Source organism: Staphylococcus sp. NWU MKU2 (assembly GCF_033283605.1).
GTDB classification, from domain to species: Bacteria; Bacillota; Bacilli; order Staphylococcales; family Staphylococcaceae; genus Staphylococcus; species Staphylococcus haemolyticus.
The window spans coordinates 20,126-44,010 of the sequence record NZ_JAVSMH010000011.1; the positions used below are offsets into that span (position 1 = coordinate 20,126).

Genomic DNA, 23,885 nt, shown 5'->3' on the forward strand with positions numbered 1-23,885 from the left:
ACAAATAACGTCCTCTATTTTTGAAAGGGTGAAGATGATGATTCAAATGCCAAAACTAAAAAAGCATAAATCAAAATCTAAAGAAAAACTAAAAGAAGCGAAGAAAAAGGAATCAGATATTAATAAAGCGAAAGATAAAAGTAAGACTAAAAATAAGAAACAAAGTAAGCGAACAAAGAAAAAAGAAGTTAAGCGAATTCGAGATTTAGGTACGGAATATGCGCCGAGTTCAGGCTATGTATCAACCGCTTCAATCATGAAATCAGGTAACCGATACGGAACAGTATTTAAAGTTATTAATACGTACGGAATGAATAGAAATCAACAGCTAGGGTGGGCATATAAATTAATACCACCAATTAATGTTGAAGGCGTAAGAGGATATTTATTCGTAGAGACAACGCCATTTAGCAAAAAGGAACAATCACATTACTTTAAAAATATCGTGCCAGAAACGCAAAAATCTTATAAAACGAATGAAACAGGTAACGTTGATTCAGCGACAGACGAAAAACGTCGTAAAGCTCGACTACAAGATATAGCGATTGCTGAAGAGTTGCACGGTGAAGAAAACATCGCATTAGATTTACACTTGCATGTTCTTATTGTAGGAGATAATCCAGATAATATCGAAGAGCAAATACGCCGATTGAATAATAGCTATAGTAAGCGCATCAGTGGTGTGAAGTTAATGAGTGTTGCAGGCGTGCAAGAGCAAATGTTTAGAGAGTTACTACTTGCGAAAGAAGGTAAATCATCAAATTACACAATGATGAGTACGTTATATGGAGGGTTTGACCATGTATTGAGACGTGGATTGAATGATAAAGATGGTTTACCTGTCGGAGAGCTCAGCGATTCATATACAAAAGGACAGGCGTTTATGGCGTTAAATAATACATTTAAGCGTCGTGTGGTAGTCGCTAGTCACAAAGAAAGTCGATTAAGGGGCTTTGACCCTAGAATGTCTTCATCGTCGTTGTGGGGGCAGCTCATCGCAAATAACGCTATGATGTACGGTAACCGCACATTTCACATTGTACTAAACGGACACCGCTATTATGGTGATATTGATAGAACGTACTTCTCGTGTCCGCCAAGCTTAAATAAAAAGCTACAATATATTGATTTAGCTAAGGGTGGCTTAAATCCTATACAGATGTTTGGTGATACACGTCGTAAAGATGATAAAGCATATATCACAAATATATTCGACAACAATATCAAAAAACTCTATCAAATCGTATATCTATTAGGCGGTCGTCGTTTACGCACCGAAAGAGAAGATTTGATTATGCTACTAGAGAAGTTTTATAGAGATTCTAAAGTGTGGAATCGTGATTATCCATTACGTTCAAGATTGATTGGTATTAGTGAACCAGAAACCGTTAAAACAATGGGGAGCTTTATATTAACCCTCAATAACTATCAAAAAGCAGTGAGAGATAATCCAACCTCAACTGATGAAGAAATCAACAATGCGAAGCACTTATACCAAACTGTACAAAGTGCATTAAACACACATAGTCAGCTATTTAATACGGTAACAACATTACCAAGCCATAAAGATAATACTAAGCTTCAGTGGTACTATGATGTATCAAATATTAATAATCCAGATGTAAGAGAAGCGCAATTCGTTAACGCATTTGATTATTGTACTTATACCGCAGCACCGAATGACATTGTAATGATTCACGGTGTAGATAAAATTTCAGTCGAAACGTTAAAGGTGCTAAAACCCACACTAGAGCAACTATCAGATAGAGGCGTTCGATTAGCTTATCTCTTTGATACGATTGGATCAGGTGAAGTTAAAGATGATGTACTTAAAGCAGATATCTTTAATACAGATGGTATTTTATACCAAGATTTTGAACAACAATTTGATTACACGATTCTAGGCACGATGTCTCAAGCAGATCTAGGACAGTATGAAGGTAAGGTAAGACAACAACTCAACGATGAATTAAGAAGTGCCTTAATTAGAAATAATCCAGTACAATATCAAATCCGACGCACAGGTGATTTAACAAGCAATATCATAAGAGGAGAATTTATTTTGTAGAAAGATAAAAATTCTAAGTGTTCTTAAGGTAGGTGAGAAAAATGTCTACAAACCCTTTTGTTATGGCTTTAGGCATGTACGTGATTATTACATGTATCATATATATATCAATTAAAGTAAACAAAAACAATATTGCCAAAAAAAGAAAAACAACTAAGAACAAAAAACGCTCAAATGTGCAACCAGCAACTAACAATGTGAGACCAGCAGCAAATAATGATATGTATCACATCGGCGGTATTACAACAGACCAATTTATATTGGAGTTACTAAGCACATATTCTTTAGATCACGCTGGATATAGTTATGAAGAACTTCATAATAAAAAAACACAAGTCGGTTATGGTGCATATGATCTATTTGATATTCTTTGGGTGCTATTCGGTACATTTGATGAAATACTAGCATGCGATTATGTAGAAGATGGCTATGGCACAATGACCTACAAAGAGGTACAAGTAAGATACAATGCTAAGAAGAATCACATGAGGATAGATATAGCAGATATTACAATAGAGGGGACGCTAGAAGAAATAAAAGCGTTTAGACATAATCCTATCAAAAATTATGAGATGTTAGATCCTATAGCCGCTTCAAACCATTTTGAAGACTATACAGGTGATATCATTCCTAAATATTAAAAAGGACTGTACGCTATGCGTATAGTCCTTTTGTTATGTTTAATCTCTGTAATAAAATGAGCTATCATTTGCCGCTTCTTCTTTAGATAAACGATAATCCTTATCCTTGCTAGCAACTTTTTCTTTAAGCATTTGGAATCCGCTTAAATTTTGATGTAGTCTTGGTTCAGTTGCATCATATACTTGATAATCAGTGAATAACATATCCGTGATGTTTTGATTATCTGTTTTAATTATTTCGAGTTTTGTGCCTAATTCTTCTTTTAGCATAGATTTGTCATTGAGACTTAAATTATCATCTGTATCAAGTTGAAGGATAATCTCAGCACAACGTTTAAGATGATTAGCATGTTCATCTACCTTATTAACAAAATCATTATATTTAGAGGTGCTAAATGATTTAGCGTCATCAAATTCTACCATACGCTCCACTCCTTTAAAATAAAATGTAATTTCACTTTATAAACATATAATATCATGATAATATATAACTAGTAAAACAAAACATATGAGGTGGTTCATTTGACCAATACAACTCAAAAGCATTCGCTAATGAGGTGCTTAAAAGTGATGTGTGGATCGGTGCTTATAGCAAGTACATGCTTTACGACATATGAAACAACTAGCACACATCGTGAGGCGAAGGCTAGTAATCTCCCTGTTATTGATGCACAGCACGGGTGTACTGTAGGTGGAGATGAAGATAGTAAAACAGGAAAAGATGATGTTTCTCCTAAAGACCAAAATATCAATATGAAAAAATATAAATCGACATTCGAGAAGAATGCAAAGGGAGGAAAATTAGAAGGTAAATCAATGAAAATACTTGATATAGCCGAAGAAGAAAAAGTACCTCCCTTGCTTATGATAGCAATCATCGTTAATGAATCAGGTTGGGGGACTGGTGCAAATGCGATGAAACAAAATAACCCTTTGTCAGTAATGGGTAATAAATCTATCGGTGAATCGACGTACGATACTATAGAGGAAGGACTTCATGCGGGTGCTAAGAACCTTTATGAAGGCTATATTAAAAAAGGTTTAGATACACCTAAAAAAATTGGTCCAAAATATGCTCCTGTTGGCGCAGCCAATGACCCCGATAACTTAAATGCAAATTGGGTTCCAAACAACGAGAAAGTGATGAAAGATTTAGGGGCTGAAGATATTGAATCGTCGTCTTCAGATGATAAAGATGACGACAAAAAAGATAAAGATGAAGAAGAAACAGGTGCTTCATCAGCAGATACATCGAATGATTCAGTGCCTAAAAGTGCATGTGGAGATCAGGATAAAGAGAGCGATGATAGCGGTGGCGGAACAACATCAGGAAAACTAGGAGCATCTACTAAAGCAAATGGTAAGTCTGGTAAGAAGATTGCGGGAAATTGGACGTATGATGAAATTCCAGAAAAATATAAGAAACATATAGAATTACCTAAATTCCAACCTAAATACTTAAAAGGCTCACCATTCGTTGCATCAGGTAATGATGGACAATGTACAGAGTTTACTTGGGCGATGATGAACCAGTTGTATAAAAAAGACCAACCAGCTTTTGACGGTGTCACAAATGGAGATAGCGTGTATCAAATCTATGAAAGACGTGGCGCTAAGACGACACATAATCCAACAGTCGGTTACGGCTTTTCTTCATCACCTCCTTATGCATTAGCAGCTATACCGGGTATCGGTCATACAGGCGTTGTTGCTGGAGTAATGGACGATGGAAAATTCATTATTGCACAGATGAATGTTGACCCAGATCCAGCACCATCAAGAACAGTACTTTATTCAGTTATAGATGGTGTACCTAAAGATGCGGGGAACGATTTAATTTTCTTTGAAGGTGTAGGAGAACCTAAAAAAGAATATAAAAAAGGTAAATAAAGAGGAGGACATTTTATGAATCCTAAGGCTCAATATATATTGATGGCGTGTCTAGCAATTTTTATCATTGGTTTTAGCTGGTACGGTATAAATCAAAAACAAAAAACAGAGAATTTAAAACATAAACTAGAGGACAATCCAATTACTCAAAAAAAAGAGAAAGAGCAATCGCTTAAACCCGAAGAAGTATCAAAATATCAAAAATTAGTAGAAACTAAAATCGATGAATTTTTAGACGGTGAATATAACGATGACGATATTTTCCAAGAGGGGATGGCAGGGCGTGTATTTTATGGACTTTTCGTTCCAACAGGCGTTAAAGGATTAAAAGAAGATTCTACTAAAAAAGAATACAAAGAAAGATATAAAGATTATAGTTATGAACTTTCTAATGTAACAGCACAAAAATCGAATGACGATTCGGTGCAATTAAATGCCAATGTAGAAGTGAAATACAAAGGCAAAACAGTAGAGACAGGATATGAGCTTATATCTATCAACATTAATAGCAACGAAAAACTAGAAGGAGGGACACTATATGCCAAACAGTAATCAACAAACAGATAAGTATGAAGAAGCTTCTAGACTGAGACGTAATGTGGTAACAAGTGTTTTAGCCGTACTAGTAGCTATTGCTGGTATATTTGCCTATCATCAACATACAAATGTTCAAGATATGCAAAGTAAAGTAGATAAAAGAATTGAGCAAAATAATAAGATGAAACAGGAAAATAAGAAAGTTGAAGAAGCCAATGACCAGTTGAAGAAACAAATAGGTATATATGATACGGATCAATCGTCTAAAAAGTTTTATGATAAATTTTTCAACTGGACAACTTGGAAAGAATACATGAGCAACATGAAACATTTACAAGTACTTTATCCATCAATTGAAGAAGGTAATGTCGTAAACATTAAAGGTGATAAACGAGGTGCTGGAGCAAGTCCCGAAAGTAGCTATTCAAGAGATAGCTATATCGGTAAAGATAAAAGCCAAATAGGCGATATTGTTAAACAGACGAAAGTATATCCAGATGGTAAGGAAACAGAGGCGATATGGTACATCATTTCAGATTATAAAGATGATAAATATAATATTACGAAAATGAAAGCTTACCGAGAAGCGCAATAAGACTTTAGAACGAAGCTGAAGATATTTGATTGTGACATATATATGAGGGTGCTATAATCAGTATTGGGGTATCCTTTCACCCCTTTGTGTTGGGAAGCACAAACAAGAGCACGTTTTTTATGCTGCTCAAAATCGCTTTTATTTTATACTGTTGTTACAAGTCACCTTTCTTAAATGCTTAATCTTCTTTTAGTGAATCGTTCCTAGTATGCGATTTGTCTATTTGACGTAAAGGTCGAATGTAACATCATGAGGGTAGGTGAGGGAAAACCTATCCTCTTTTATATACATAAAGTTTAATTATAGAAGGGTGGTCAACAAGCAATGTATGAGACGGCTGATGAAATTAAATCACGAAAGTTAGAAGAAATGGCTGATTATCAAATTATAGAAGTAATACGATTATTAGCAGACGCAACAGACAAACGTTGTTTAGTACATGGTCGATTAAGATATTTAGACAAGCCATTGTTAAATAAATGTGTTTACTTAATCATGGCTTATGAAAATAAAAGTACTATTAAAGAAGTTAGTGAGCTTTTAGATATTACCAACGTCACACTAGGAAGCATATTAGGTAAAAATGATAAGCAAACGTCTAATCGTATAAGTATCGATAAGATAATAAAGGGTATGTATGATTTAGCAGATAGGTTAGAGCGTAAGGCTCAAGATAAGTAAAAAACACATCGCCACAACAATTGGCGATGTGTTTTTTATATTGAATAGTTATTGTTTAAACAATGTATTTAACAATTCACTAGATGATTCATAGTTGTTCTCTTTAGCCATGTTTTCAATATTTTTTCTTACAGATGGCGTAAGTCTAAATGTATAGTTCCTTTTCTTTTCTATTGGATCTTTTTTAGGTATGTGTAGCGTACCGTCAGCAGCTATGTTTTTATTAGATGATACGAATTCTTGTGATTCTAAACCTTTTTTATTAGTAGACTTTAAGCTTTCTTGTACTTTTGCGTTATGATCTTTGTTATTTGCATCAAATGCCATGATAAGCCCTCCTTTTATTGATATTTTTTCGCTTCTTGATATATATACTCCATGTTTTCGTCAAAAGATTGTTTGAAGTCTTTTTCATCTTGATTTCTAGGCTTTTTAAGTAAAAGAGAGATTGGTGTCTTTTTTTGAATTGATGTATTAAATGGTTCTTTGAATCTAAATTTAGCGATAAATTCCTCGTCGTTAGCGATGCGTTCTTCAAATTCTTTACCATTTTTAGTATGTCTAATTTTATTACCTACAAATTTTAAGTCTGTCGTAATATAAGATTCTCTTGTTCTAAAGTCGATAACATCGTTTTTAAATTCTTCTAAGCGTTGTTTAACTGTTGCAGTAGCGCTGAAATCAACGGGTTCAATCGGACTAATCATCAAGTGACTAACAGCAACAGCGTTTTTTGTGGCGGTTCCAAAGTCATTATGTGTGTCCATAATAATAAAGTCATATTGACCGAGATTTAAGCGATCGTAATTATCTTCTAGCCACATGTATAACATCATTGTCTTTTTCTCACTTCTAGCGTTATCTTCTTGAACGTCGTGTAGTCTATTGAATCCACCGATTAAATCTACATTATCAGTAATATGATGAATTTTAACGTCGCCTTCACCAGTTAGAATATTTGCTACTGTTCCTTCTTGGTCGTAAACGTCTAATACTTGAGAAAAGTTACAATTTTCATCTAAATCAATTCCTAAAACTTTTTTATTCTTTTCGATTGCCAGCCACATCATAAAGTTATATGCGATAACTGACTTACCAACGCCGCCTTTTAACATTTGAACAGTTAAGAATACAGGTTGTTTTGCGTTTTCCATACTAGCACCCTCTTTCATTAATTATACCTTTATTTATATATGTAAATAAACTAACAAATAAAAGGTTATTTATGAACTTACTTATATTGTTACTTATGAGCTTAATTATGTAATTACTTGTGAAGTTACTTATATATTTATTTATGATTACAAGTATAAGTATAAATAAGGGTATATTTAAAGTCAATTATTTAATTAAATATTATAAAATAATTGAAAAACGTTTAAAAAATGGATAAAATGATGGTAACTGAAAAAAAGAGGTGTAGTAATCTTGAGTAACAGTAAGAATCAAAAGCGAAAAAATAAGAGAAAGTATCATATCATTTCCCGTATTGAAGCACATTATCTTGAAAAGAATGGCATATCGAAACGACGGTTCTATGAGCGAGTATCTAGGGGGTGGTCACGAGAAGAAGCCATGAAAAAACCTGTAAATCAACACATTAAAATAACTGAAGAAGAAAAACGATTAATGAAAGAAAACGGGGTTGATAACAGAACGTTTAGAGCAAGAGTTTGTCGTAATATGGATAGAAAAGAAGCGGCAACAAAACCTAAACGCAAATACACTTATAAGAGATTAGATGAATAGAGCTATACGCCCGTTAAATCATGGAACGGGTACGTGAATGTATAGTATGATTAAAAGTATAAAGATTAAGTTAATTTATGAAAGGAAGATGCTCTATGGCTATTAGTGAACAACAGCAACAAAAGCTGGCAGAAAAAATTGAGGATATTATTCAATCAACCAACTTTGGGAACTTACTAGGGACGCTAGATGCTTACGTTTATGAACAAATGGTAATTGATGCATTTGAACAAAATGACATGCCTCAAGATATCGAACCAGAAGATGTGAGCCATGAACTCACACTGACAAACAAAAAAAGCTCTGAAGTATGGGCTGAGCTATTATCTAGAGAGGATATTCATAATAGTGTTGAATTAGAAGAATATTTAGATAAAGAAGAAGATTTAGCAAAATTAATGCTAGAACACCTCGAAGGTAATTTCGATGCTGAAGTTGAAATAAAAGAGGAATTAAGCGAGATCAGAGAACGTAAGCCTGACATGAAGACATTATCAGATGCATTAGAATTAGCATATCAAGAAAGTGAGTTCATTGAATATCTCAAAGAAAACGAGACAAATAAGTTGAATGAACAAATTAGAGAAAGTGCAGCAGATGAAGGTATTCCTCACGATACGTCAGTAGATGAGATTCCATATACATTATATGTAAGCTTGAAAACTGATTTTGATACATTAGCTGAAAAACATCTAGAAGAGGCGAAAGAAAGCGGTAGTACATCAATGTACGCACAAGAAAATGTAGATAGAATCTTGCTACAAAATGAAGCTTATGAACTTGACGTTGAGGTTGATAAAGAGCAATTTGAAGAAGCATAGAATATAGAGAATTTACCTCCTTTGCTGATTGTCAGCAAGGAGGTATTTTTATATTTAAAATTATAATTGAAAAACATATATAAAAATGATAAAATTATACTGAGTAAAAAAGAGGGAGAAAGGTGATAACTATGGCTTCAAATACTAGGGACGAACTACAGCCGCTTCGTAACAGAAAAGTAAGCGTAACAGCCGTTGTGGAGGAGGTGTGTTATAGAAGTCCTCTACATGCTAATGATAATGGCAAGTTAAATGTATGTGTATTGCTAAAACCCGTGAGCGTAGATGGTATTGAATTAGATCATATTTGGATATATCAACGTAACAAATACTATGATATGTTCCAATCACTTCAAGGAGAGGAAATCAAATTTAAAGCTAATGTAGTAAGCTATGTAAAAAATAGAAATGGTATTTACCAAGAAGACTATGGTATTGAGCCTGTTTCTAAGATTATGACTAAGGCTTCATATGACAAAAAAATAGAGGATACTATCAAGAGATAAGGAGCATTCTTATGGCAAATAAAGATACAAATCATTACCCGTATGCGATGGCGTCTCGTGTATTAATGAAGATAGGAAAGTACCTTGTCGTTTTAATTGCGTTATGGGTAATCCTATTTAATTTTATATTGTACTTTTTATCGTTAGGGTTAAAGAAGATAGCGAATAGCCAAGCACTACAAGGCATTATAGATATTTACAATAAAGCGTTAGGTGCGATAACGACGAAACAGATACCACCCGCAAACGGATTAGGTGATTCGCTTCATCAATGGGTTATTGAGCATAAATCATTAGACAATATATCAATCTTATTATGGGCACTAGGAATTATTGTAGTGCTTTACATAGCTACTATCGTTTTAAGACATCACCATAGAGAACAAGCGCCATTTTTGAATGATATGGAGGCTAAATGGCTGAAGTTGAAAATGCGTTTTGCTTTAGGAGCAAGCAGAGAAACGATGTACGATGAAAATGAAAAAGCAATACGTAAAGTAGAGCAAGCAGCAAGACGTCGTATAAGATTGATGAGGGTTCATATTCACACAAGGAAACAGCAAGGAGAGGCAGTTCCATCTAAAGAATATGAAGTCAAAATCATGCAGCCAAGTAATGAAGAAGTGGATAACATATTAAAAAGAAAAATTAGAAACATGCCAATAAGACTAAGAAAGCAATCAGGAGGTGTAACATTTGGTGATATGGAAACAACGACTGACGGAAAGTGGTACCGTTATAGAGGTTCTAAAGAAGCTAAGCTAAAAGAAGCAAGAAGTATCAAAAAAGCAAGAAAAGAAGCAAAAGTCACTCAACAGAAAAGAGAGGATAAACTCGAGCAAGGCTTAAATTTTGAACCTGTATTCCCGCTAGACTTATTTACAGATCGTAGTGGTTCTATTAAAGAAAAAACAGCAGAAGCTAATGATTTTGCAGATAAGATGCAACAAAGAATTACTGATTTTTTAACATCTACAGAGAAAAGAGTTACTCATCAAAAAACACACGTCGGTAATACATCAATTATGTACAAATATAAAGTAGCTTTTAGTAAAAGCAGCTCTTCAGACAAACAATCAAAAATCATAGAAGATGGTTTATCCGATGTTTTAGAAGTTGAAGGGATTATTGTTCAAGGGGGATCAGGGTATTTACGTATTACTTTACCTCTTAAAGAAGGTGAAGATGATCACGTTAAATATGATTACACGATTCCAATTGATGTAAAAACGATGATAGAACAAGTAGAATTTAGTAATCCAACAGATATGATTTTAGGAATAACACCAGAGAGTAAAATTATTTCATTGCCATTAGCTAAAGCACCTCACTTACTATTAGCTGGTGAAACAGGCTCAGGTAAATCAGTAAATATTCAACAAATGTTGATAACAATGATGGTGCACCATTCACCTAAATATTTAAGAATTGGAATTATTGATCCTAAAGAAGTTGATTTCCAATTTTACGAAGAACTACCATACATGATTGCAAATCCAATTCAAGATATGGCAAAAGCAAGAGTATTTATGGAATATGCGACACTAGAAATGAGTAAAAGACAAAAGATGCTTAAATCAGCAAAAGTTAGAAATATTAAAGACTATAACAAGTGGGCAGAAAAAAATGAAAAAGAGGTCATTCCATATTGGGTTATAGTTATCGATGAATACGCTGATTTGGTACAAATGTTCAAAGATGTAGAAGAACCTGTAAAACGTATTACACAGAAAGCTCGTGCAGTAGGTATTCATATGATTATTGGTACACAAACGCCTCGTGCTAATATTCTTACAGGGCAAATCAAAGCTAATGTGCCGATGCGAGTATCAATGCGTGTATCAGGAAGTATAGAAAGTGGCATCATTTTAGATCAAACAGGCGCTGAACGATTACGTCCACAAGGTGATATGCTCGTGAAACGTGCAGATAAACTTGAAAGGGCTCAAGGTGCCTATATATCTGATGAAGAAATTACAGATATTTTTAACTACCTAAAAGATAAATTTGATAAGCCTGTATTTCCAGACTTTGAGGCTGAAGTTGCGAGAGCTAACGGTGAAGAAGATGATGAATTATATGAAAGTGGCAAAGTACCAAATAGCACGACAATATCAACAAATGCTAATCGTATGAGACCCGAACCTAGCCAAACAACAGAAAAGTCAATTAAAGGTAAGACAAAAGTGTCAACATCAGCCGCAAGTATGCAAAAGTTGAGAGAACGTGCAAGAAAACGTCGAGAAGCGGCTGAAGCAGGAAATACGATTAAAGAGACACAAAGTAACAACAAAACTAACCAAAGTACTCAAACAAAGAAAAAACAAATGGATATGGATTTCTTTTTAGGAAGAAAATAAAGCCCGATTATTCGGGCTTTTTAAGTAGATAAGAGGTGTATTAAGACAATGGGAATTATAAAAGCGATTCATAAGTGGCTAGAACCTTATAAGTATGATAACGAGGAGGAACAGCCAGTAAAGCAACGAACAGACAGAAAGAAGCAGGTTAAGGTAAGCAAGATAACAAAACAAGATAAAAAGCCTACAGAGCTAGATGCAGTAAATAGGGGTGAACTAGGCGTTAAAATCATTACTTTGAACAGTGAAATGAATCCAGATACCGCTTTTGAAAAAATGGATAAAAGTGCATCGCATATAGCTTATTATCACCATTCATCAACAAAGCATCAGATTGCAGCAAGGTTTGAGCCTAAATCGGGATTTAGGTATTACAAAAGAAATGATATTAAACGCAAAAATTTTAAGCCTATGATTTACAATAAATATTCCGCTTCAGATAAAACACATTTAATCCCCGTTGGTTTTCATGGTTCGGAGAACGACCCTAGATTATTGATAGGTTGGAGTAGAAAGCTAAATCGTGGGGGAATCAAAAGACATGAAGAAAAAGTCATTAATATAAACAAGGAATATAGTATTTATTGGTTTGTTGACGTTGAAAAAATGACTAACGGCGGCGCAAAATGGACATCTACAGTATGGTTTGAAGATGGAAGTATCGTAGATAAAAAGGAGTTTTACGATAATGATAAATATCATTGGTCAAGTTAAAAGACGCTCGATTACCTTTCGAGCGTCTTTTTCTCTTTATTTAACAAATTCAAAAGCTCTACTAAATTATGAGAGACTGAAAGATCTAAATTTACTTTGTTCAAGGTACCTTTCACATATCCGCACAAATCAGACCAATTATTAATAACATTTTATTTGTTCGCTGGAACATCGATGTTTACAGCATAAATTAAGAAAAGATTTGAGTAACCTTCTCGTAAATTTGAGTAGTATTCTTCATAATGCCAAACATAGAAGTAATTAAGTGTTTCAATTAGACTATATGCTTCATCAGTAAAAACAAGCTCATTATGTCTTAACATTTTAATAATGATTCTAGAAAGGTTTTCATGGACTTCTAAGCGCTTTGATAAATTTTTACTATTGTTTCTAGCAATACGGAAAACCTCTTGAACTTCATCTTTATTATTTATTATTTCCTCATAACTGTTATTAACATTAAATAGAGCCTCTAAATCTTTATCGATGTATGACAGTCGATGTTTAGAAAAATCTCGTATAACTAGATTTAATTCGGCTTGATAGGAAAGCAAGAAATTTCGTGAAACAAGACGGTTTTCCTCTCGTTTTTTGTTTTCGTCATACTCTAATTTGAAAAATAGAATAATGAGGTGCATAAAAATACTAATTATTAATTGTAAGGCTGACCAGTTGTGAAGAATAAAATAAAAGATACTACTTGTTATAAAGTACAGTATGAAAATAGATATTGAAATTTTATAAGAGGAGATATTCATATTCCATTCCTTTCATTAGACTTGTTTAATTGTAGCACAATGTATCTTGATGAATAGAGAATATCTATATTATAAAAAATACTTGAACTACATAGAAAAAAATGATAAGTTTAAAGCGTATCATCCATGGTGCAATAATAAGTGTTTCCCAAGATAAGGAGGTAAGCAACATTGGTTGGTAATTCAAATATGAGTGAAGAAGCTAAATGTATTAAAGAGACGATTGAAGCGACATTATCGTTTGAAGATGAACCAGTTGAAAAGATAGCTAAACAACACGTTTTTTTAAATCATGCGAGTAATACAGCCATAGAAGAAGTGATACGATCGTTAAGTAGGAATAATGTTTACGGGCAAGTGTTAAAGCAATTCATGGAAGAGGGCGAATTAAAAAAAGTGAATTACGATATTGTAAAAATTGATATTGTTAAAGCAATTGAATCCGATAAAGAAACATAAAGAGGTAGATGGTGCTAATGGATATGGAGGATAAAGTATTCATACTAATATTCAGTGAAGAAGTAAAAGGGACTGAGATCTCACGTTTAACTGGATTGAGTGAAAGTGGCATATATCAAGCTAAACGAGGCGAAAGAAATTACATGAACTTTACGCTTAAAACAGGAAAAATACTAGCAGAGTGCTTTGATAAATTAGAGAAGGAACGAAGAGTGAACCGTAACAGCAGTTATAAAAAAGCGATTAAAAATTTTTATAAACTTTCTGTACGAATGAGCAGTAGTACTTAAAGGGGTGAGTATTTGAGTTTGGTAGGAGCGGTTAATGAATTAGAGCTAAAGCAAGTTGATTTAAATCTCATAGATAGAACATTGAGTAATAGGTATATGAAAAGTCAAAAGAAGACGATACTACTTAGCTATTTGTTATTAATAGTTTGGTTCACTGTGACATGCGTTACAGTTTTTCATGTGGATACGACGAACTTATACTATTCCAACTATAGCTATGAGGTTAAGATATTAGGATATACAATGATTGTGCTAATGATATTAGGTGATATTGGTACGGTATACTGGTTTGAAAAAATGAATCGAGAAATAGGTAAAATACTTAAAAAATATGTATCAATTACTGATACAGGTATCGCCACTTTAAAGACCCAATACTACAGTATTACTTTAAATTTTAAGGTAGACGATATTAAAAGGATTAAACCGATAGCATTTAAAACAACGTGGTCGTTATATATGTATATGGGTATAGCGCTTAATATATTAGTTTTAACAACATTAATTATCTTATTATCGCTTTAGCAATGGGATTATAAGCGTATGCTATATAAGTAGAGAAATAGGGGGTGAAAGATTGGTAAAACCATTTGAAGTTAATATCAATGAAATTGAGTTAGATAATATAAACGAGAAACAACGAAAAGAAATTGAAAAAGAAACGAATAATTTAAATGGTATAGATAATCTATTTGCGTTAGTCATTGCATTAGTTTTAGCAATAACATTTATTAACGGTTTGTTATCTAACGATAATTTTTCATACATGATGTTGCTAGTGAGTTTGTTAGGCATTATAACAATTATTTATATTAGATACGCTAGAAGTAAACAAAAGAAAAAGTTAAAAGTATTACTTGAACAGACGACTTTAGTTGATCAGAAAGCGCCAATAAAGATTGTTAATTACCATGAAAAGGCACACACGATAGCAATGTACGCACTATTAATATCTTTAATATTTTCCCTAATCAACAGTATTCTAGATATTATGTATAAATAAAAGTGATGATGGAGGACTTCCCAATGCAAAACCTAGAAAATATAATTTCCCAATACAAAGATAAATGGATTAATGTTCATCTATCAGCAATTGATATGAACGATGATTTTTATTTATTTACAACGTTACATGATAATAGCGATGATTATTACACAAATATCGGTCATCTAGGTATTAAATATGAAGGTAATAGTAAGTGGAAAATCATAGACTTTGAGATAGATAGACAATATCGAGGGCAAAGCTATGGCGCAGCGATGTTTGCTGAAGCTTTAGGTGGTATTGCTAAACTAAATGATACAGAAAACGTTTATTTGTATGGTGACATCTCAAGCGTTTATATAGAAAATCAGAACAGCTATAAGAACGTTAAGGAAACAATAGGTTATAAAAAACTAAAAAGATTTTATCTAAATCTAGGATTCACTTTAAAAGATGATACAAGGTTTTATAAGCAAACGAGTATAAGTGCTATTCCAGATTGGCAAAACTCGATTAGATATGCGATAGAAATAAAAGATTTGAAATTAGAAATAGCATTCAAAGATATAGTTTTAGAGACATATGAGAAAACAATACACCTCATGCAGTCTGATTTCTTTGGAAGATACTTGCTCAAGAAAATAAGAAATAGAAAAAGTTAGGTGATGATGATGGCAAACGAGAATCAAGATTCATATATACGTTTAACTGATGAGGAAAAGGAGTTATTAGAACAACATAAGAAGAAAAAGCGAAAATGGATTGTAAGAGGTATAGTCGCACTAATTATCATTTTAATAGCTCTAGCCATTTATTTCTTTATTGCAAGTAAGGGGGCGAGCGGACAAATTAATGAATTTGATAACGCCGTTAAACACAAAGATTATAAAAAGCTTACAGAAATTATTAAATCGGGTCAAAAAAGTATTAACACAATTGATGCAAAACACTTTATAGAGTATGTAAATCAACCTGAAAATAGAGAAAGATACAACTCAGAAATAAAGAAAATGAAAAAAACGCTGAATGATGAAGCGGCTCATGATTCGATAATTGGAAAAATCACTGATAAAAACGGTCATACTATCGTAGATGTCACTCAAAATGGCAATAGATTCTTATTTCTAAATGACTTGGCTTTCGAACCTAACTTCTACAATGTTTATCTTAAAGAAGGCAATAATACCGCTTCTTATGAGTTTAAGAATAACGGTAGTCAACGAAAAGTAGTAAGCAATGCTAATAATGAAACTGAGTTAGGACAATTTTTTGTAGGTAACTATAATGTAGAGGTAATAAAATCATTCAAAGAAAAACCTTTAGATGGTTCGGTAGACGGTCACTTGCACGTCAATACAGATCAAGCAGACAAAAATAAAAAATTAGAGGCAAAAGAAGATATACCTCAAGCATGGTTTAAAGTAAAACTGAAGAATAATGAGGAATTAGATAAAGATTACAAAATACTTATCGATGGAGAAGAAGTCGACTATGAGAAAAATAAAATTTATGGTAAATATCCAGCAGATGCACCAATAGCTATCTCAGCAGTCGGTAGAGCCAATAATCAAAGTTTGGAAACAAAAGAATCAGAAGTAAAAGCCAACAAAGAAGATAAAGCTCAGACAATTGAACTAACGTTTAAAGAAAGCGATATAGAAAAGCAACGAAAGATAAATAAAGATATTGAAAAAGACGCTGAGAAATTTATGAAGGCTTATACTAAAAAGCTAAATACAGGCTATGAAGTATCAGATTTCAGTGCGTTACAGTATTACTTTGAAGATAAAAACTCTAGCGTTGCGAAAAATATAAAAGACCAAGTCGAATCCAAGAAAAAATCTGAATTCACAGATCCTAAAGTCACTTCTTACGAGCGAAACGATACAGAGATACAGCTTGTATTAAGTAAAAAGGATAAAAAAGGTAGAGTAATTAATTCTAGATATGATTTAGTTTATGACTATAAAGAAAAAGAATTTAAGATAAAAGATTATACAGATATATAGTAAAAAATCTATAGCATCGTAAAGACACGTTTAAGAAAAACTTGAACGTGTCGTTTTTTATTTGGTTATCATTTAACATATGTTATAACATATGTTATTGTATATATAGGAGGTTGGCTAATAATGAAATACTATTATTATGCGATTTTAGAAAAAGAAGGAAATTATTATAATGTATCATTTCCAGATTTACCGGGTGCTTTAACGTTTGGAGAAGGTATAGAAGAAGCGGTAGAGATGGCTTCAGATGCGTTAGGCGGTCATTTGATTGTAATGGAAGATGACGGAGATGTTATTCCAAAGCCTTCAGAATTTAAAGAGCTATCACAAAACTTAAATGATGATGAGCAATTGCAATTGATATTTGTAAATACTAACGTTGTAAGGGCTAAAGAAGAGAACAAGACAGTTAATAAAATGGTTACACTACCGCAGTATTTAGTTGAATTGGGTAAAGAAAAGAAAATTAATTTTAGCCAGACACTTCAAAGAGCGTTGAAAGATGAATTGAATATTTAGTATGACTAACAATGAGGAGTGACGAACAATGAAGAAAATACTAGGAATGATTTCAGCAACTGTACTAGCAACAACACTTACAGGAACAACCGCTTCAGCAGAACAAAATCAAGATACTAACAGTGATAATAAACCAGAACTAAAAGAAGATGTACTCACATATGGTGGAGATTTAAATAGCAATCAAAAAGATGAGGTTAAACAGAAACTTGGGGCAGATGATAGTGATAAGACAATTGAAGTTACGTTAGGCGACGTTAAAGACTTTACAGGCGTGCAATACGACCATATCTACTCAAGTTCTCTAATAGAGCCTAAAAGCTTTGGCAAGGGTGTTGACGTCGAAATAGTGACGCCAGATTATATTACGAAAATAACGAAAGAACAGTATACTAATGCAGCGATTAGTGCAGGCATACAGAACGCAAAAATACGTGTTGCATCAACAGTTGAACCAACGACAGGCGATGGTGCTTTGACAGGTATTGTTAAAGCTTATGCTAAAGAGGGCACTGATTTGAGCGAAAGTGATGCGAAAAATGCCAATCAAGAGATGTCTGATTTATCAACTATAAGCGAAGAAAATAAAAGTGAAGAAGGATATTCTGATGCAGTTATGAATAACGCTGTTGCAGAAATGAAGTCACAAGTAGCTCAAGAAAAGAAAGATAACGGCAATGTGTCTGAAGATAAAGTGAGAAGTATTGTAGATGATGTTTTAAAAGTAAAGGGATTAGACAGTGTGATAAGCGATAATCAAAGAAACACGATTTACAATATTATTATCAATGTATCACAATCAAATGTTCTAAATAATGATCCTAAAGCGTTTATAAAGCAACTAGACAAATATAAAGGTCAATTAGAGAAGAATCACGGCGACTTGATAAATAAAGCAAAAGAAAAAGCAGGTAGTTTAAACACTGAAGAAAACAGAAATCTTCTACAAAAGATAGGCGATTTTATCATGCAAATACTTAATGCTATTGTTGATTTTTTCAAGAGTTTATTTTAATCAAGGGAGATAAACGATATGGATAATATAAATGTATTGAAATTGCTAGAAGAAGAAGGCGTTGAACTTACGGATAATATTGACGAAGCCATTTATATAATGGCAGATGGACGCTTTATTTCAGGTATGTTTGATAGTGGTGTAAGAGGAGAAGACCATAGAATTATTGAATGTTTGTTTGGTGATATAGATAGAGATATAGAGGGGTTTTGGGACGAGGCACTGAATAGAGCTAATTTAGTGATGATTGTACCAGAAACAAAAACAGTGTTAATTAAGCAAGGACAAAATGTGACAGATAAGCAGTTAGACGTCATAGATAAATTAGGTAAAACAAATTATAGGATTGATTATTTCTAATGTGAAGCTGAAGTGGTGAATATATATTGGTATGTTTTTTATTAGTAAATAAATCAATAGTGGATACTTTTTAATTTGGAGGTCTAAAAACATGAATAGTGATATTCAGAATAACAAAACATTGATGAAGTTAGAGGCTAAAGATAAACGAAAAAGCAATCGAACTAATGCACAATTAAATACCGTATTAGAACAAGCAATATATATATTAAAGGAAAATCCACGTATAACCTATGAACAACAACACCCAATATTTAGTTACATCAAAATATTTACTGACTTAATACAAAGCAAACTAACTATAACAATATTGAAGAATGGTAGAGATAATATAAATACAAAGCGGAATAAGTGGTTTAATACTGTTGACGCATATTTGAAACCAATCGATCAGATATTTTTAGCGAATAAATTTTCAAAAGCTACTTTGTTCACAAATACTAATTTAGTAGTATCAAATGCGAGAGATCCAATCATTACACACATATGGAATGCAAATAGATTATCTGATGCTATAAGAAATATTGGAGAGGGAATGGTTGATAAAAGTTTCCTAGAAATAGGTATGAGGAAAGAAAATAAGTTTAATTATGACAATTTAAATCATAAAGGAGAATATATATATCCTTTAGGCATAATCAATATTTATAATGGCAATCACTCAATCAGTGCAGGTTTAAATAAATCAGAGGGGTATATCGTTATTGATGAAGTTATAGATATTAGTTATTTGTATGATATATATGAGTTTGATGGTAAATATCTAATAAATAAACAAACAAATGAAAAAGAAGAAATTTATTTCGAGTTTGGAGCTATATTTGAAATAGGTCGCTTAATATTAGATAAAAAGGAAGTATTTTCGGAAGCGGTGCAAAATATTATAAATACGCAAGAGCCTTTTAAAATTTAAAGAAAATGATTTCAAAGAGGAGAACTTACAGGATTGTGAGTTCTTTTTTTATTTCACGAAAAAAGCTAATATAACTTTAATTATGCGAACGTATGTTCTATAATAAGTGATAGATGAAGCGAGGTGTATTAGATGTATGATTATTATCAATGCCAACATAGAGATATTCTATGTGTCGATTTAAAAAGCTTTTATGCTAGTATTTCTTGTTTATTAAATGGATTAAATCCGATGAAAACCAAGTTAGCGGTGGTAGGCAATACGAAAAGGCAGGGATCGGTTGTTCTAGCAGCGACGCCACCTTTGAAAGCTATGGGTATTAAAACAGGCTCAAGACTATATGAAATACCTCAACGGTCTGATATTTATATTACTAATCCTAAAATGAGAACGTACATGAATATATCTACTAAAATATCTAACATAGCACTGAAATACGTTGCCCCCGAAGATTTTCATCAATACAGTATAGACGAGTTTTTCATGGATATAACAAATAGCTATCATTTGTTTGTATCTAGTCCATATAAAATGGCTGAAAAAATACAGAAAGAAATTTACCAAGTAACAGGAATAAAAAGCACAGTTGGTTTGGGTAGTAATCCGCTTCTTGCTAAAGTATCTATGGATATAGAAGCAAAGCATACAGTAAACGGAATAGCAGAATGGAGATATCAAGATGTGCCTAGTAAGCTATGGAAAATTGATAATTTAACGGACTTTTGGGGGATAAATACAAAAACCGCTAAGAAGTTGAATAAAAAAGGGATACTGTCTATAAGAGATTTAGCTCATTATCCTTATGTATACTTAAAACGGGATTTTGGAATTATTGGTGTGGACTTACATCTACATGCTAATGGTATTGATGAAAGTGTAATAAGAGATAAATATAAAACCAAACAAAAAGGACTAGGAAAAAGTCAAATTTTGTTGAGGGATTATTGTTTTAATGAAATGAAAGCAGTTATTAATGAGCAGGTTGAGGACGTTTTTTATAGAGCTAGACAGCAAAATCTATACCCTACAACAATTTCTATACATGTAGGCTATGCCAAAGGAGGAGGAATGAGAAAACAATTTACAAAAAAAAACGGATTTAAAAGTACAACTGATATTATAGATGTTTTGTGGAGATATCTGAGTGAGAAAGCAGATAAAACAGAACTCTACAGAACTATAGGGGTAAACTTTACTAATTTTCGTAATAACAATATACAACAACTAGAGTTATTTAAATCAGAGCGTGAACAAAAAAATGAAATAATAGACCATTCACTAGATAGAATTAGGGTTAAATATGGAAAAGATGTAGTAATGAGGGCAACGAGTTTATTAGAGAGTGGAACGTTAAAATCTAGAAAAGGATTGTTAGCGGGACACAAAGCTTAACTGATAAATATGTTGAAATGAAGGGTTAATGTAAAAGAAAAAAATCAAAACTTTTAAAAATAATAAATAAAACACTTGATAAACATAGATAAAAATGATAATATGTAATTAACAAAAGAAAAGGGGGTGCCAAATGAAACGGCAAGATAGAGTAGCTTATAGCCGACAAGAAAAGAACAAACCGATAAGTAAAGACATCATCAAAGTAGGTATTTGGTTTTCATCGGTAATTGGCTTTCTAACTGGAATAGTAAACGGTATAAATGCTTTGATTGAATTTATACAAAAGCACTTCTTATAAGGTAAAGGGGCATAAGCCCCTAACCTTTAAGAATATTAGTATTATCTTGCCGTAATTTTTCATTCAAAAAAAATTAGAAATGAGTGATTTGATGATAATTGATAAAAAACTTTTGTTTCTTAACTTAATTACTCTATTACTATTTGTAGGAGCTTGGGTTTTAAAATCTATTTAAAAATATGTAGTATGTAATAGTTGAAAGGATAGTAGTATGAACAGAAGAAGAAAATTTGAAATAGCAATGTATACAGTGCTAGGGTTAGTAGCCATGATACTATTGCTTGTTCTGTCGTTTTTTGCAGCGTACACCGTTTTTCTATCTATGCTTATTGCTCTGGCAACACATACGTTAAATACTACAGTGTGTATTTTAGGAGTGTTTCTTATTCAAGGGATAGGGATATTAACGTGGTGGATTACGAAAAAATTGTATAGCCTATACTGTAGTAAAACAGGATTTAGAATAGAAAGATAAAAATATCCTCCTAGATTTTGTTTATTAGCAGGGAGATATCCATCGACGCAAGAGGTATTTTTAATATGATTATAATTTAAAAACATATAAATAAATGATATAATGTATATGAGCAATAGATTAGAGTAGGTGTAAATAATGACTGAGAAAAAGCAAAAGTTTAATAAGTCCTTTCAAATAGTAAAAGCATTAGAAAATGGATTATACAAAAAATATTTAAATAGAGAAATTGTGCTACAAGATATAGCAAATGAATTTGGAGTAACAGCTCAACATGTTGCTTCAATAATAAAAGTGAATAACATAGGAAGTATGAATAAAGATAAACCGATGTATAAAGCAGAAGAGCAGAAATTAATAAAAAGAGATATAGAGAATGGACTACCGATTGAATATTTTAAGCCTAATTACAAAATTTTTAACCACTTATCTAGTACAATAAATATAGCTAATACATTCCTCAGATGGAGAGAGAAAGATGGATTTAATACTGATGTTTCCTATGTAACATTATCAAAATTGAGTAAAATTATTGCTAGTCTTAATATAAGAAAATATTTGGAGATAAACAATAATTTGCCAAAGTCTAATCGAAAGTCTTTAACACAAATTGCTAAACAATTTAACGTTAGTTATACAAAAGTTGCGAATATAGCTACACATTTAAAAAACAATACAGATACATTAATCCCCTCGAAAGATGACAAACTCGTAAGAGTAGTGTCTAGAAATTTGAATATAGTTGAAGAAGTAACATACAGTAAAACGAAGCATGAAATAGCGATCGATAAAGTATCTAAAAAATATAAAATTGAAAGTGATGTTGTAGAAAGTATATTATCTTGTGAGGCATATGTTCAAGGGGCTAGTTTAGAGGAATATTTGAAGCACCTTCAAAACCATTAGGAGATGATATAATGATAGGATTAACTATATTTGTGTTTATAGTTGGAATAATTGCTATGTGGTATACACTACATAGCATTATATATAACAAGAAAAATAAAACTCAAAAATTTATTTACTTTTTAATAGGTTCAATAGTATTATATCTGGCTTTAAGTTATTGTTTTACAGAGCTTTTAAAATATAGGTTTTAATATAAAAAGAGAGGTTATACTTCCTCTCTTTTTATTTTTCACCTAAAAATTTTTGATTGTATAGCATTGATGACAGAAGGAATATTTACATATATATTAGTTTCGCCATTTTCGTCTTTGAGGAAAAAACGACCATCAACAATATTTATTCTATTATTACCTATTGAAAAAAATCTAGGAGATTCCTTTTGATATAGAAAGTTATTTTTATCCATTTCTTCGCTGAAATCCGAACTGTAGGATAGGTCTTTTATATATATAATCGTTTCATCTAACGAATTTAGTACAACTGGATCTGAACTAGAAGGCTGAATGATAAATGATGTATTTTCATAAATTATATCAATATTGTATTTTGGAATATATACACCATCATTATCAAATTGAGTATCAAATCCTTCTTCTAATAATTTTCTGTTTAATTTTTCAATCATAAAATAACTCTCCTTCCCCACATGTAAAAACATATTACTATTTAATTACTATAATATATTAGTTTATGGATATATACAAATTATTAAGTTACGATAGTATATGACTGAATATATTCTATTTGTATATTTATATGTATATATAATTCTAAATAAGACTATATTATTATCGTTTGAAATAATGAACTAATCATTGTATACTTAAACTATGAATGATAGTTCTTAAAATAGAACTGCATTTATAAAAATAAATTAAATCGTAAGTAAGATTATAAGTAAGCCTGTAAATATACTCATACTTAAGAACGTAAATAAG

General features: G+C 32.2%; 29 protein-coding genes. 24 read left to right on the top strand and 5 right to left on the bottom strand.

Annotation, left to right across the window (positions count from 1 at the left end; genetic code table 11):
• Positions 1 to 46: 46 nt before the first annotated feature.
• Together SBL15_RS11970 and SBL15_RS11975 are read left to right on the top strand one after the other, a co-directional pair.
• The gene (locus SBL15_RS11970; RefSeq protein ID WP_317956102.1) at positions 47 to 2,068 is read left to right on the top strand and encodes a hypothetical protein; all 2,022 of its coding nucleotides are present in this window, start codon (positions 47 to 49) and stop codon (positions 2,066 to 2,068) included.
• A 41-nt stretch (positions 2,069 to 2,109) separates the two neighbouring features.
• Positions 2,110 to 2,709 carry a hypothetical protein gene (locus SBL15_RS11975; protein ID WP_070046165.1) on the top strand — a complete coding sequence of 200 codons (600 nt, stop codon included), beginning with the start codon at positions 2,110 to 2,112 and terminating at the stop codon, positions 2,707 to 2,709.
• Between the two features lie 39 nt (positions 2,710 to 2,748).
• Here the strand turns inward: SBL15_RS11975 and SBL15_RS11980 are convergent, their stop codons facing one another.
• The gene (locus SBL15_RS11980) at positions 2,749 to 3,132 is read right to left on the bottom strand and encodes a hypothetical protein (RefSeq protein ID WP_070046164.1); all 384 of its coding nucleotides are present in this window, start codon (positions 3,130 to 3,132) and stop codon (positions 2,749 to 2,751) included.
• A 99-nt stretch (positions 3,133 to 3,231) separates the two neighbouring features.
• Here SBL15_RS11980 and SBL15_RS13035 point away from each other — a divergent pair, with 99 nt between their 5' ends.
• From SBL15_RS13035 to SBL15_RS12005, 4 genes are all read left to right on the top strand, one after another.
• Positions 3,232 to 4,599 carry a CHAP domain-containing protein gene (locus SBL15_RS13035; protein ID WP_411861518.1) on the top strand — a complete coding sequence of 456 codons (1,368 nt, stop codon included), beginning with the start codon at positions 3,232 to 3,234 and terminating at the stop codon, positions 4,597 to 4,599.
• Positions 4,600 to 4,614: 15 nt separating this feature from the next.
• Entirely contained in the window at positions 4,615 to 5,151 is a 537-nt protein-coding gene (locus tag SBL15_RS11995) for a hypothetical protein (protein WP_317956105.1), read from the top strand.
• Positions 5,138 to 5,731 carry a hypothetical protein gene (locus SBL15_RS12000; protein WP_070046162.1) on the top strand — a complete coding sequence of 198 codons (594 nt, stop codon included), beginning with the start codon at positions 5,138 to 5,140 and terminating at the stop codon, positions 5,729 to 5,731. The genes SBL15_RS11995 and SBL15_RS12000 overlap by 14 nt, the downstream gene beginning before the upstream one ends.
• 324 nt (positions 5,732 to 6,055) lie before the next feature.
• A complete protein-coding gene (locus SBL15_RS12005; protein ID WP_070046161.1) occupies positions 6,056 to 6,412 on the top strand; it encodes a hypothetical protein in 357 nt (118 codons plus the stop codon).
• A 48-nt stretch (positions 6,413 to 6,460) separates the two neighbouring features.
• Here the strand turns inward: SBL15_RS12005 and SBL15_RS12010 are convergent, their stop codons facing one another.
• Both SBL15_RS12010 and SBL15_RS12015 read right to left on the bottom strand, forming a co-directional pair.
• Complete coding sequence (locus SBL15_RS12010) at positions 6,461 to 6,739, bottom strand: hypothetical protein (RefSeq protein ID WP_031910698.1); 279 nt, start codon at positions 6,737 to 6,739, stop codon at positions 6,461 to 6,463.
• A gap of 14 nt (positions 6,740 to 6,753) precedes the next feature.
• Positions 6,754 to 7,566, bottom strand: a complete 813-nt coding sequence (locus SBL15_RS12015) for a ParA family protein (protein WP_031910699.1) — start codon at positions 7,564 to 7,566, stop codon at positions 6,754 to 6,756.
• 274 nt (positions 7,567 to 7,840) lie between these two features.
• On the opposite strand from SBL15_RS12015, the gene SBL15_RS12020 reads away from it, so the two are divergent.
• The 5 genes from SBL15_RS12020 to SBL15_RS12040 all read left to right on the top strand — a co-directional run bounded on the left by SBL15_RS12020 (position 7,841) and on the right by SBL15_RS12040 (position 12,562).
• Positions 7,841 to 8,161, top strand: a complete 321-nt coding sequence (locus SBL15_RS12020) for a hypothetical protein (RefSeq protein ID WP_070046159.1) — start codon at positions 7,841 to 7,843, stop codon at positions 8,159 to 8,161.
• 95 nt (positions 8,162 to 8,256) lie between these two features.
• The gene (locus tag SBL15_RS12025; RefSeq protein WP_070046158.1) at positions 8,257 to 8,982 is read left to right on the top strand and encodes a hypothetical protein; all 726 of its coding nucleotides are present in this window, start codon (positions 8,257 to 8,259) and stop codon (positions 8,980 to 8,982) included.
• Positions 8,983 to 9,113: 131 nt separating this feature from the next.
• Positions 9,114 to 9,488 (top strand): hypothetical protein, encoded by a 375-nt coding sequence (locus SBL15_RS12030; RefSeq protein WP_070046172.1) that lies wholly within the window; start codon positions 9,114 to 9,116, stop codon positions 9,486 to 9,488.
• Positions 9,489 to 9,499: 11 nt separating this feature from the next.
• Positions 9,500 to 11,848: an FtsK/SpoIIIE domain-containing protein gene (locus SBL15_RS12035; protein WP_070046157.1), complete on the top strand. Its 2,349-nt coding sequence runs from the start codon at positions 9,500 to 9,502 to the stop codon at positions 11,846 to 11,848.
• 48 nt (positions 11,849 to 11,896) lie between these two features.
• Positions 11,897 to 12,562 (top strand): hypothetical protein, encoded by a 666-nt coding sequence (locus SBL15_RS12040; protein ID WP_070046156.1) that lies wholly within the window; start codon positions 11,897 to 11,899, stop codon positions 12,560 to 12,562.
• 152 nt (positions 12,563 to 12,714) lie between these two features.
• Here the strand turns inward: SBL15_RS12040 and SBL15_RS12045 are convergent, their stop codons facing one another.
• Entirely contained in the window at positions 12,715 to 13,200 is a 486-nt protein-coding gene (locus SBL15_RS12045) for a hypothetical protein (protein WP_317956113.1), read from the bottom strand.
• Between the two features lie 291 nt (positions 13,201 to 13,491).
• Between SBL15_RS12045 and SBL15_RS12050 the strand changes: the two genes are divergently transcribed.
• From SBL15_RS12050 to SBL15_RS12110, 13 genes are all read left to right on the top strand, one after another.
• Positions 13,492 to 13,779 (top strand): hypothetical protein, encoded by a 288-nt coding sequence (locus SBL15_RS12050; protein ID WP_070046155.1) that lies wholly within the window; start codon positions 13,492 to 13,494, stop codon positions 13,777 to 13,779.
• A 23-nt stretch (positions 13,780 to 13,802) separates the two neighbouring features.
• Positions 13,803 to 14,069: a hypothetical protein gene (locus tag SBL15_RS12055; protein ID WP_141725817.1), complete on the top strand. Its 267-nt coding sequence runs from the start codon at positions 13,803 to 13,805 to the stop codon at positions 14,067 to 14,069.
• A 12-nt stretch (positions 14,070 to 14,081) separates the two neighbouring features.
• Positions 14,082 to 14,594 (top strand): hypothetical protein, encoded by a 513-nt coding sequence (locus tag SBL15_RS12060; protein ID WP_317956118.1) that lies wholly within the window; start codon positions 14,082 to 14,084, stop codon positions 14,592 to 14,594.
• Positions 14,595 to 14,646: 52 nt separating this feature from the next.
• Positions 14,647 to 15,072, top strand: coding sequence for a hypothetical protein (locus tag SBL15_RS12065; RefSeq protein WP_070046152.1), 426 nt, complete (start codon positions 14,647 to 14,649; stop codon positions 15,070 to 15,072).
• A gap of 23 nt (positions 15,073 to 15,095) precedes the next feature.
• Entirely contained in the window at positions 15,096 to 15,716 is a 621-nt protein-coding gene (locus SBL15_RS12070; protein WP_317956120.1) for a hypothetical protein, read from the top strand.
• A 9-nt stretch (positions 15,717 to 15,725) separates the two neighbouring features.
• Positions 15,726 to 17,063, top strand: a complete 1,338-nt coding sequence (locus tag SBL15_RS12075; protein ID WP_317956122.1) for a TcaA second domain-containing protein — start codon at positions 15,726 to 15,728, stop codon at positions 17,061 to 17,063.
• Between the two features lie 123 nt (positions 17,064 to 17,186).
• Entirely contained in the window at positions 17,187 to 17,582 is a 396-nt protein-coding gene (locus tag SBL15_RS12080) for a type II toxin-antitoxin system HicB family antitoxin (protein WP_031910709.1), read from the top strand.
• A gap of 28 nt (positions 17,583 to 17,610) precedes the next feature.
• A complete protein-coding gene (locus SBL15_RS12085) occupies positions 17,611 to 18,597 on the top strand; it encodes a DUF1002 domain-containing protein (protein WP_317956126.1) in 987 nt (328 codons plus the stop codon).
• Between the two features lie 18 nt (positions 18,598 to 18,615).
• Entirely contained in the window at positions 18,616 to 18,957 is a 342-nt protein-coding gene (locus SBL15_RS12090) for a hypothetical protein (protein WP_070046231.1), read from the top strand.
• A 91-nt stretch (positions 18,958 to 19,048) separates the two neighbouring features.
• Entirely contained in the window at positions 19,049 to 19,870 is an 822-nt protein-coding gene (locus SBL15_RS12095) for a DUF6710 family protein (RefSeq protein ID WP_317956129.1), read from the top strand.
• A 132-nt stretch (positions 19,871 to 20,002) separates the two neighbouring features.
• Positions 20,003 to 21,262, top strand: a complete 1,260-nt coding sequence (locus tag SBL15_RS12100; RefSeq protein WP_070046232.1) for a Y-family DNA polymerase — start codon at positions 20,003 to 20,005, stop codon at positions 21,260 to 21,262.
• Between the two features lie 133 nt (positions 21,263 to 21,395).
• Positions 21,396 to 21,563 carry a hypothetical protein gene (locus SBL15_RS12105; protein WP_159427330.1) on the top strand — a complete coding sequence of 56 codons (168 nt, stop codon included), beginning with the start codon at positions 21,396 to 21,398 and terminating at the stop codon, positions 21,561 to 21,563.
• Between the two features lie 613 nt (positions 21,564 to 22,176).
• On the top strand, positions 22,177 to 22,944 hold the full coding sequence (locus SBL15_RS12110) for a hypothetical protein (RefSeq protein WP_070046235.1): 768 nt from the start codon (positions 22,177 to 22,179) through the stop codon (positions 22,942 to 22,944).
• Between the two features lie 232 nt (positions 22,945 to 23,176).
• Here the strand turns inward: SBL15_RS12110 and SBL15_RS12115 are convergent, their stop codons facing one another.
• Positions 23,177 to 23,572 (bottom strand): hypothetical protein, encoded by a 396-nt coding sequence (locus tag SBL15_RS12115; protein ID WP_317956134.1) that lies wholly within the window; start codon positions 23,570 to 23,572, stop codon positions 23,177 to 23,179.
• Positions 23,573 to 23,885: the final 313 nt, after the last annotated feature.

Bases quoted from the DNA above. Each gene is read 5' to 3' on its own strand.
- SBL15_RS12055 (WP_141725817.1), top strand. From the start codon at position 13,803: ATGGAGGATAAAGTATTCATACTAATATTCAGTGAAGAAGTAAAAGGG.
- SBL15_RS12025 (WP_070046158.1), top strand. From the start codon at position 8,257: ATGGCTATTAGTGAACAACAGCAACAAAAGCTGGCAGAAAAAATTGAG.
- SBL15_RS12090 (WP_070046231.1), top strand. From the start codon at position 18,616: ATGGATAATATAAATGTATTGAAATTGCTAGAAGAAGAAGGCGTTGAA.
- SBL15_RS12070 (WP_317956120.1), top strand. From the start codon at position 15,096: ATGCAAAACCTAGAAAATATAATTTCCCAATACAAAGATAAATGGATT.
- SBL15_RS11970 (WP_317956102.1), top strand. From the start codon at position 47: ATGCCAAAACTAAAAAAGCATAAATCAAAATCTAAAGAAAAACTAAAA.
- SBL15_RS12010 (WP_031910698.1), bottom strand. From the start codon at position 6,739: ATGGCATTTGATGCAAATAACAAAGATCATAACGCAAAAGTACAAGAA.
- SBL15_RS11995 (WP_317956105.1), top strand. From the start codon at position 4,615: ATGAATCCTAAGGCTCAATATATATTGATGGCGTGTCTAGCAATTTTT.
- SBL15_RS12045 (WP_317956113.1), bottom strand. From the start codon at position 13,200: ATGCACCTCATTATTCTATTTTTCAAATTAGAGTATGACGAAAACAAA.
- SBL15_RS12075 (WP_317956122.1), top strand. From the start codon at position 15,726: ATGGCAAACGAGAATCAAGATTCATATATACGTTTAACTGATGAGGAA.
- SBL15_RS11980 (WP_070046164.1), bottom strand. From the start codon at position 3,132: ATGGTAGAATTTGATGACGCTAAATCATTTAGCACCTCTAAATATAAT.
- SBL15_RS12040 (WP_070046156.1), top strand. From the start codon at position 11,897: ATGGGAATTATAAAAGCGATTCATAAGTGGCTAGAACCTTATAAGTAT.
- SBL15_RS12100 (WP_070046232.1), top strand. From the start codon at position 20,003: ATGTATGATTATTATCAATGCCAACATAGAGATATTCTATGTGTCGAT.
- SBL15_RS12030 (WP_070046172.1), top strand. From the start codon at position 9,114: ATGGCTTCAAATACTAGGGACGAACTACAGCCGCTTCGTAACAGAAAA.
- SBL15_RS12095 (WP_317956129.1), top strand. From the start codon at position 19,049: ATGAATAGTGATATTCAGAATAACAAAACATTGATGAAGTTAGAGGCT.
- SBL15_RS12035 (WP_070046157.1), top strand. From the start codon at position 9,500: ATGGCAAATAAAGATACAAATCATTACCCGTATGCGATGGCGTCTCGT.
- SBL15_RS12005 (WP_070046161.1), top strand. From the start codon at position 6,056: ATGTATGAGACGGCTGATGAAATTAAATCACGAAAGTTAGAAGAAATG.
- SBL15_RS12105 (WP_159427330.1), top strand. From the start codon at position 21,396: ATGAAACGGCAAGATAGAGTAGCTTATAGCCGACAAGAAAAGAACAAA.
- SBL15_RS12080 (WP_031910709.1), top strand. From the start codon at position 17,187: ATGAAATACTATTATTATGCGATTTTAGAAAAAGAAGGAAATTATTAT.
- SBL15_RS12015 (WP_031910699.1), bottom strand. From the start codon at position 7,566: ATGGAAAACGCAAAACAACCTGTATTCTTAACTGTTCAAATGTTAAAA.
- SBL15_RS12085 (WP_317956126.1), top strand. From the start codon at position 17,611: ATGAAGAAAATACTAGGAATGATTTCAGCAACTGTACTAGCAACAACA.
- SBL15_RS11975 (WP_070046165.1), top strand. From the start codon at position 2,110: ATGTCTACAAACCCTTTTGTTATGGCTTTAGGCATGTACGTGATTATT.
- SBL15_RS12115 (WP_317956134.1), bottom strand. From the start codon at position 23,572: ATGATTGAAAAATTAAACAGAAAATTATTAGAAGAAGGATTTGATACT.
- SBL15_RS12000 (WP_070046162.1), top strand. From the start codon at position 5,138: ATGCCAAACAGTAATCAACAAACAGATAAGTATGAAGAAGCTTCTAGA.
- SBL15_RS12110 (WP_070046235.1), top strand. From the start codon at position 22,177: ATGACTGAGAAAAAGCAAAAGTTTAATAAGTCCTTTCAAATAGTAAAA.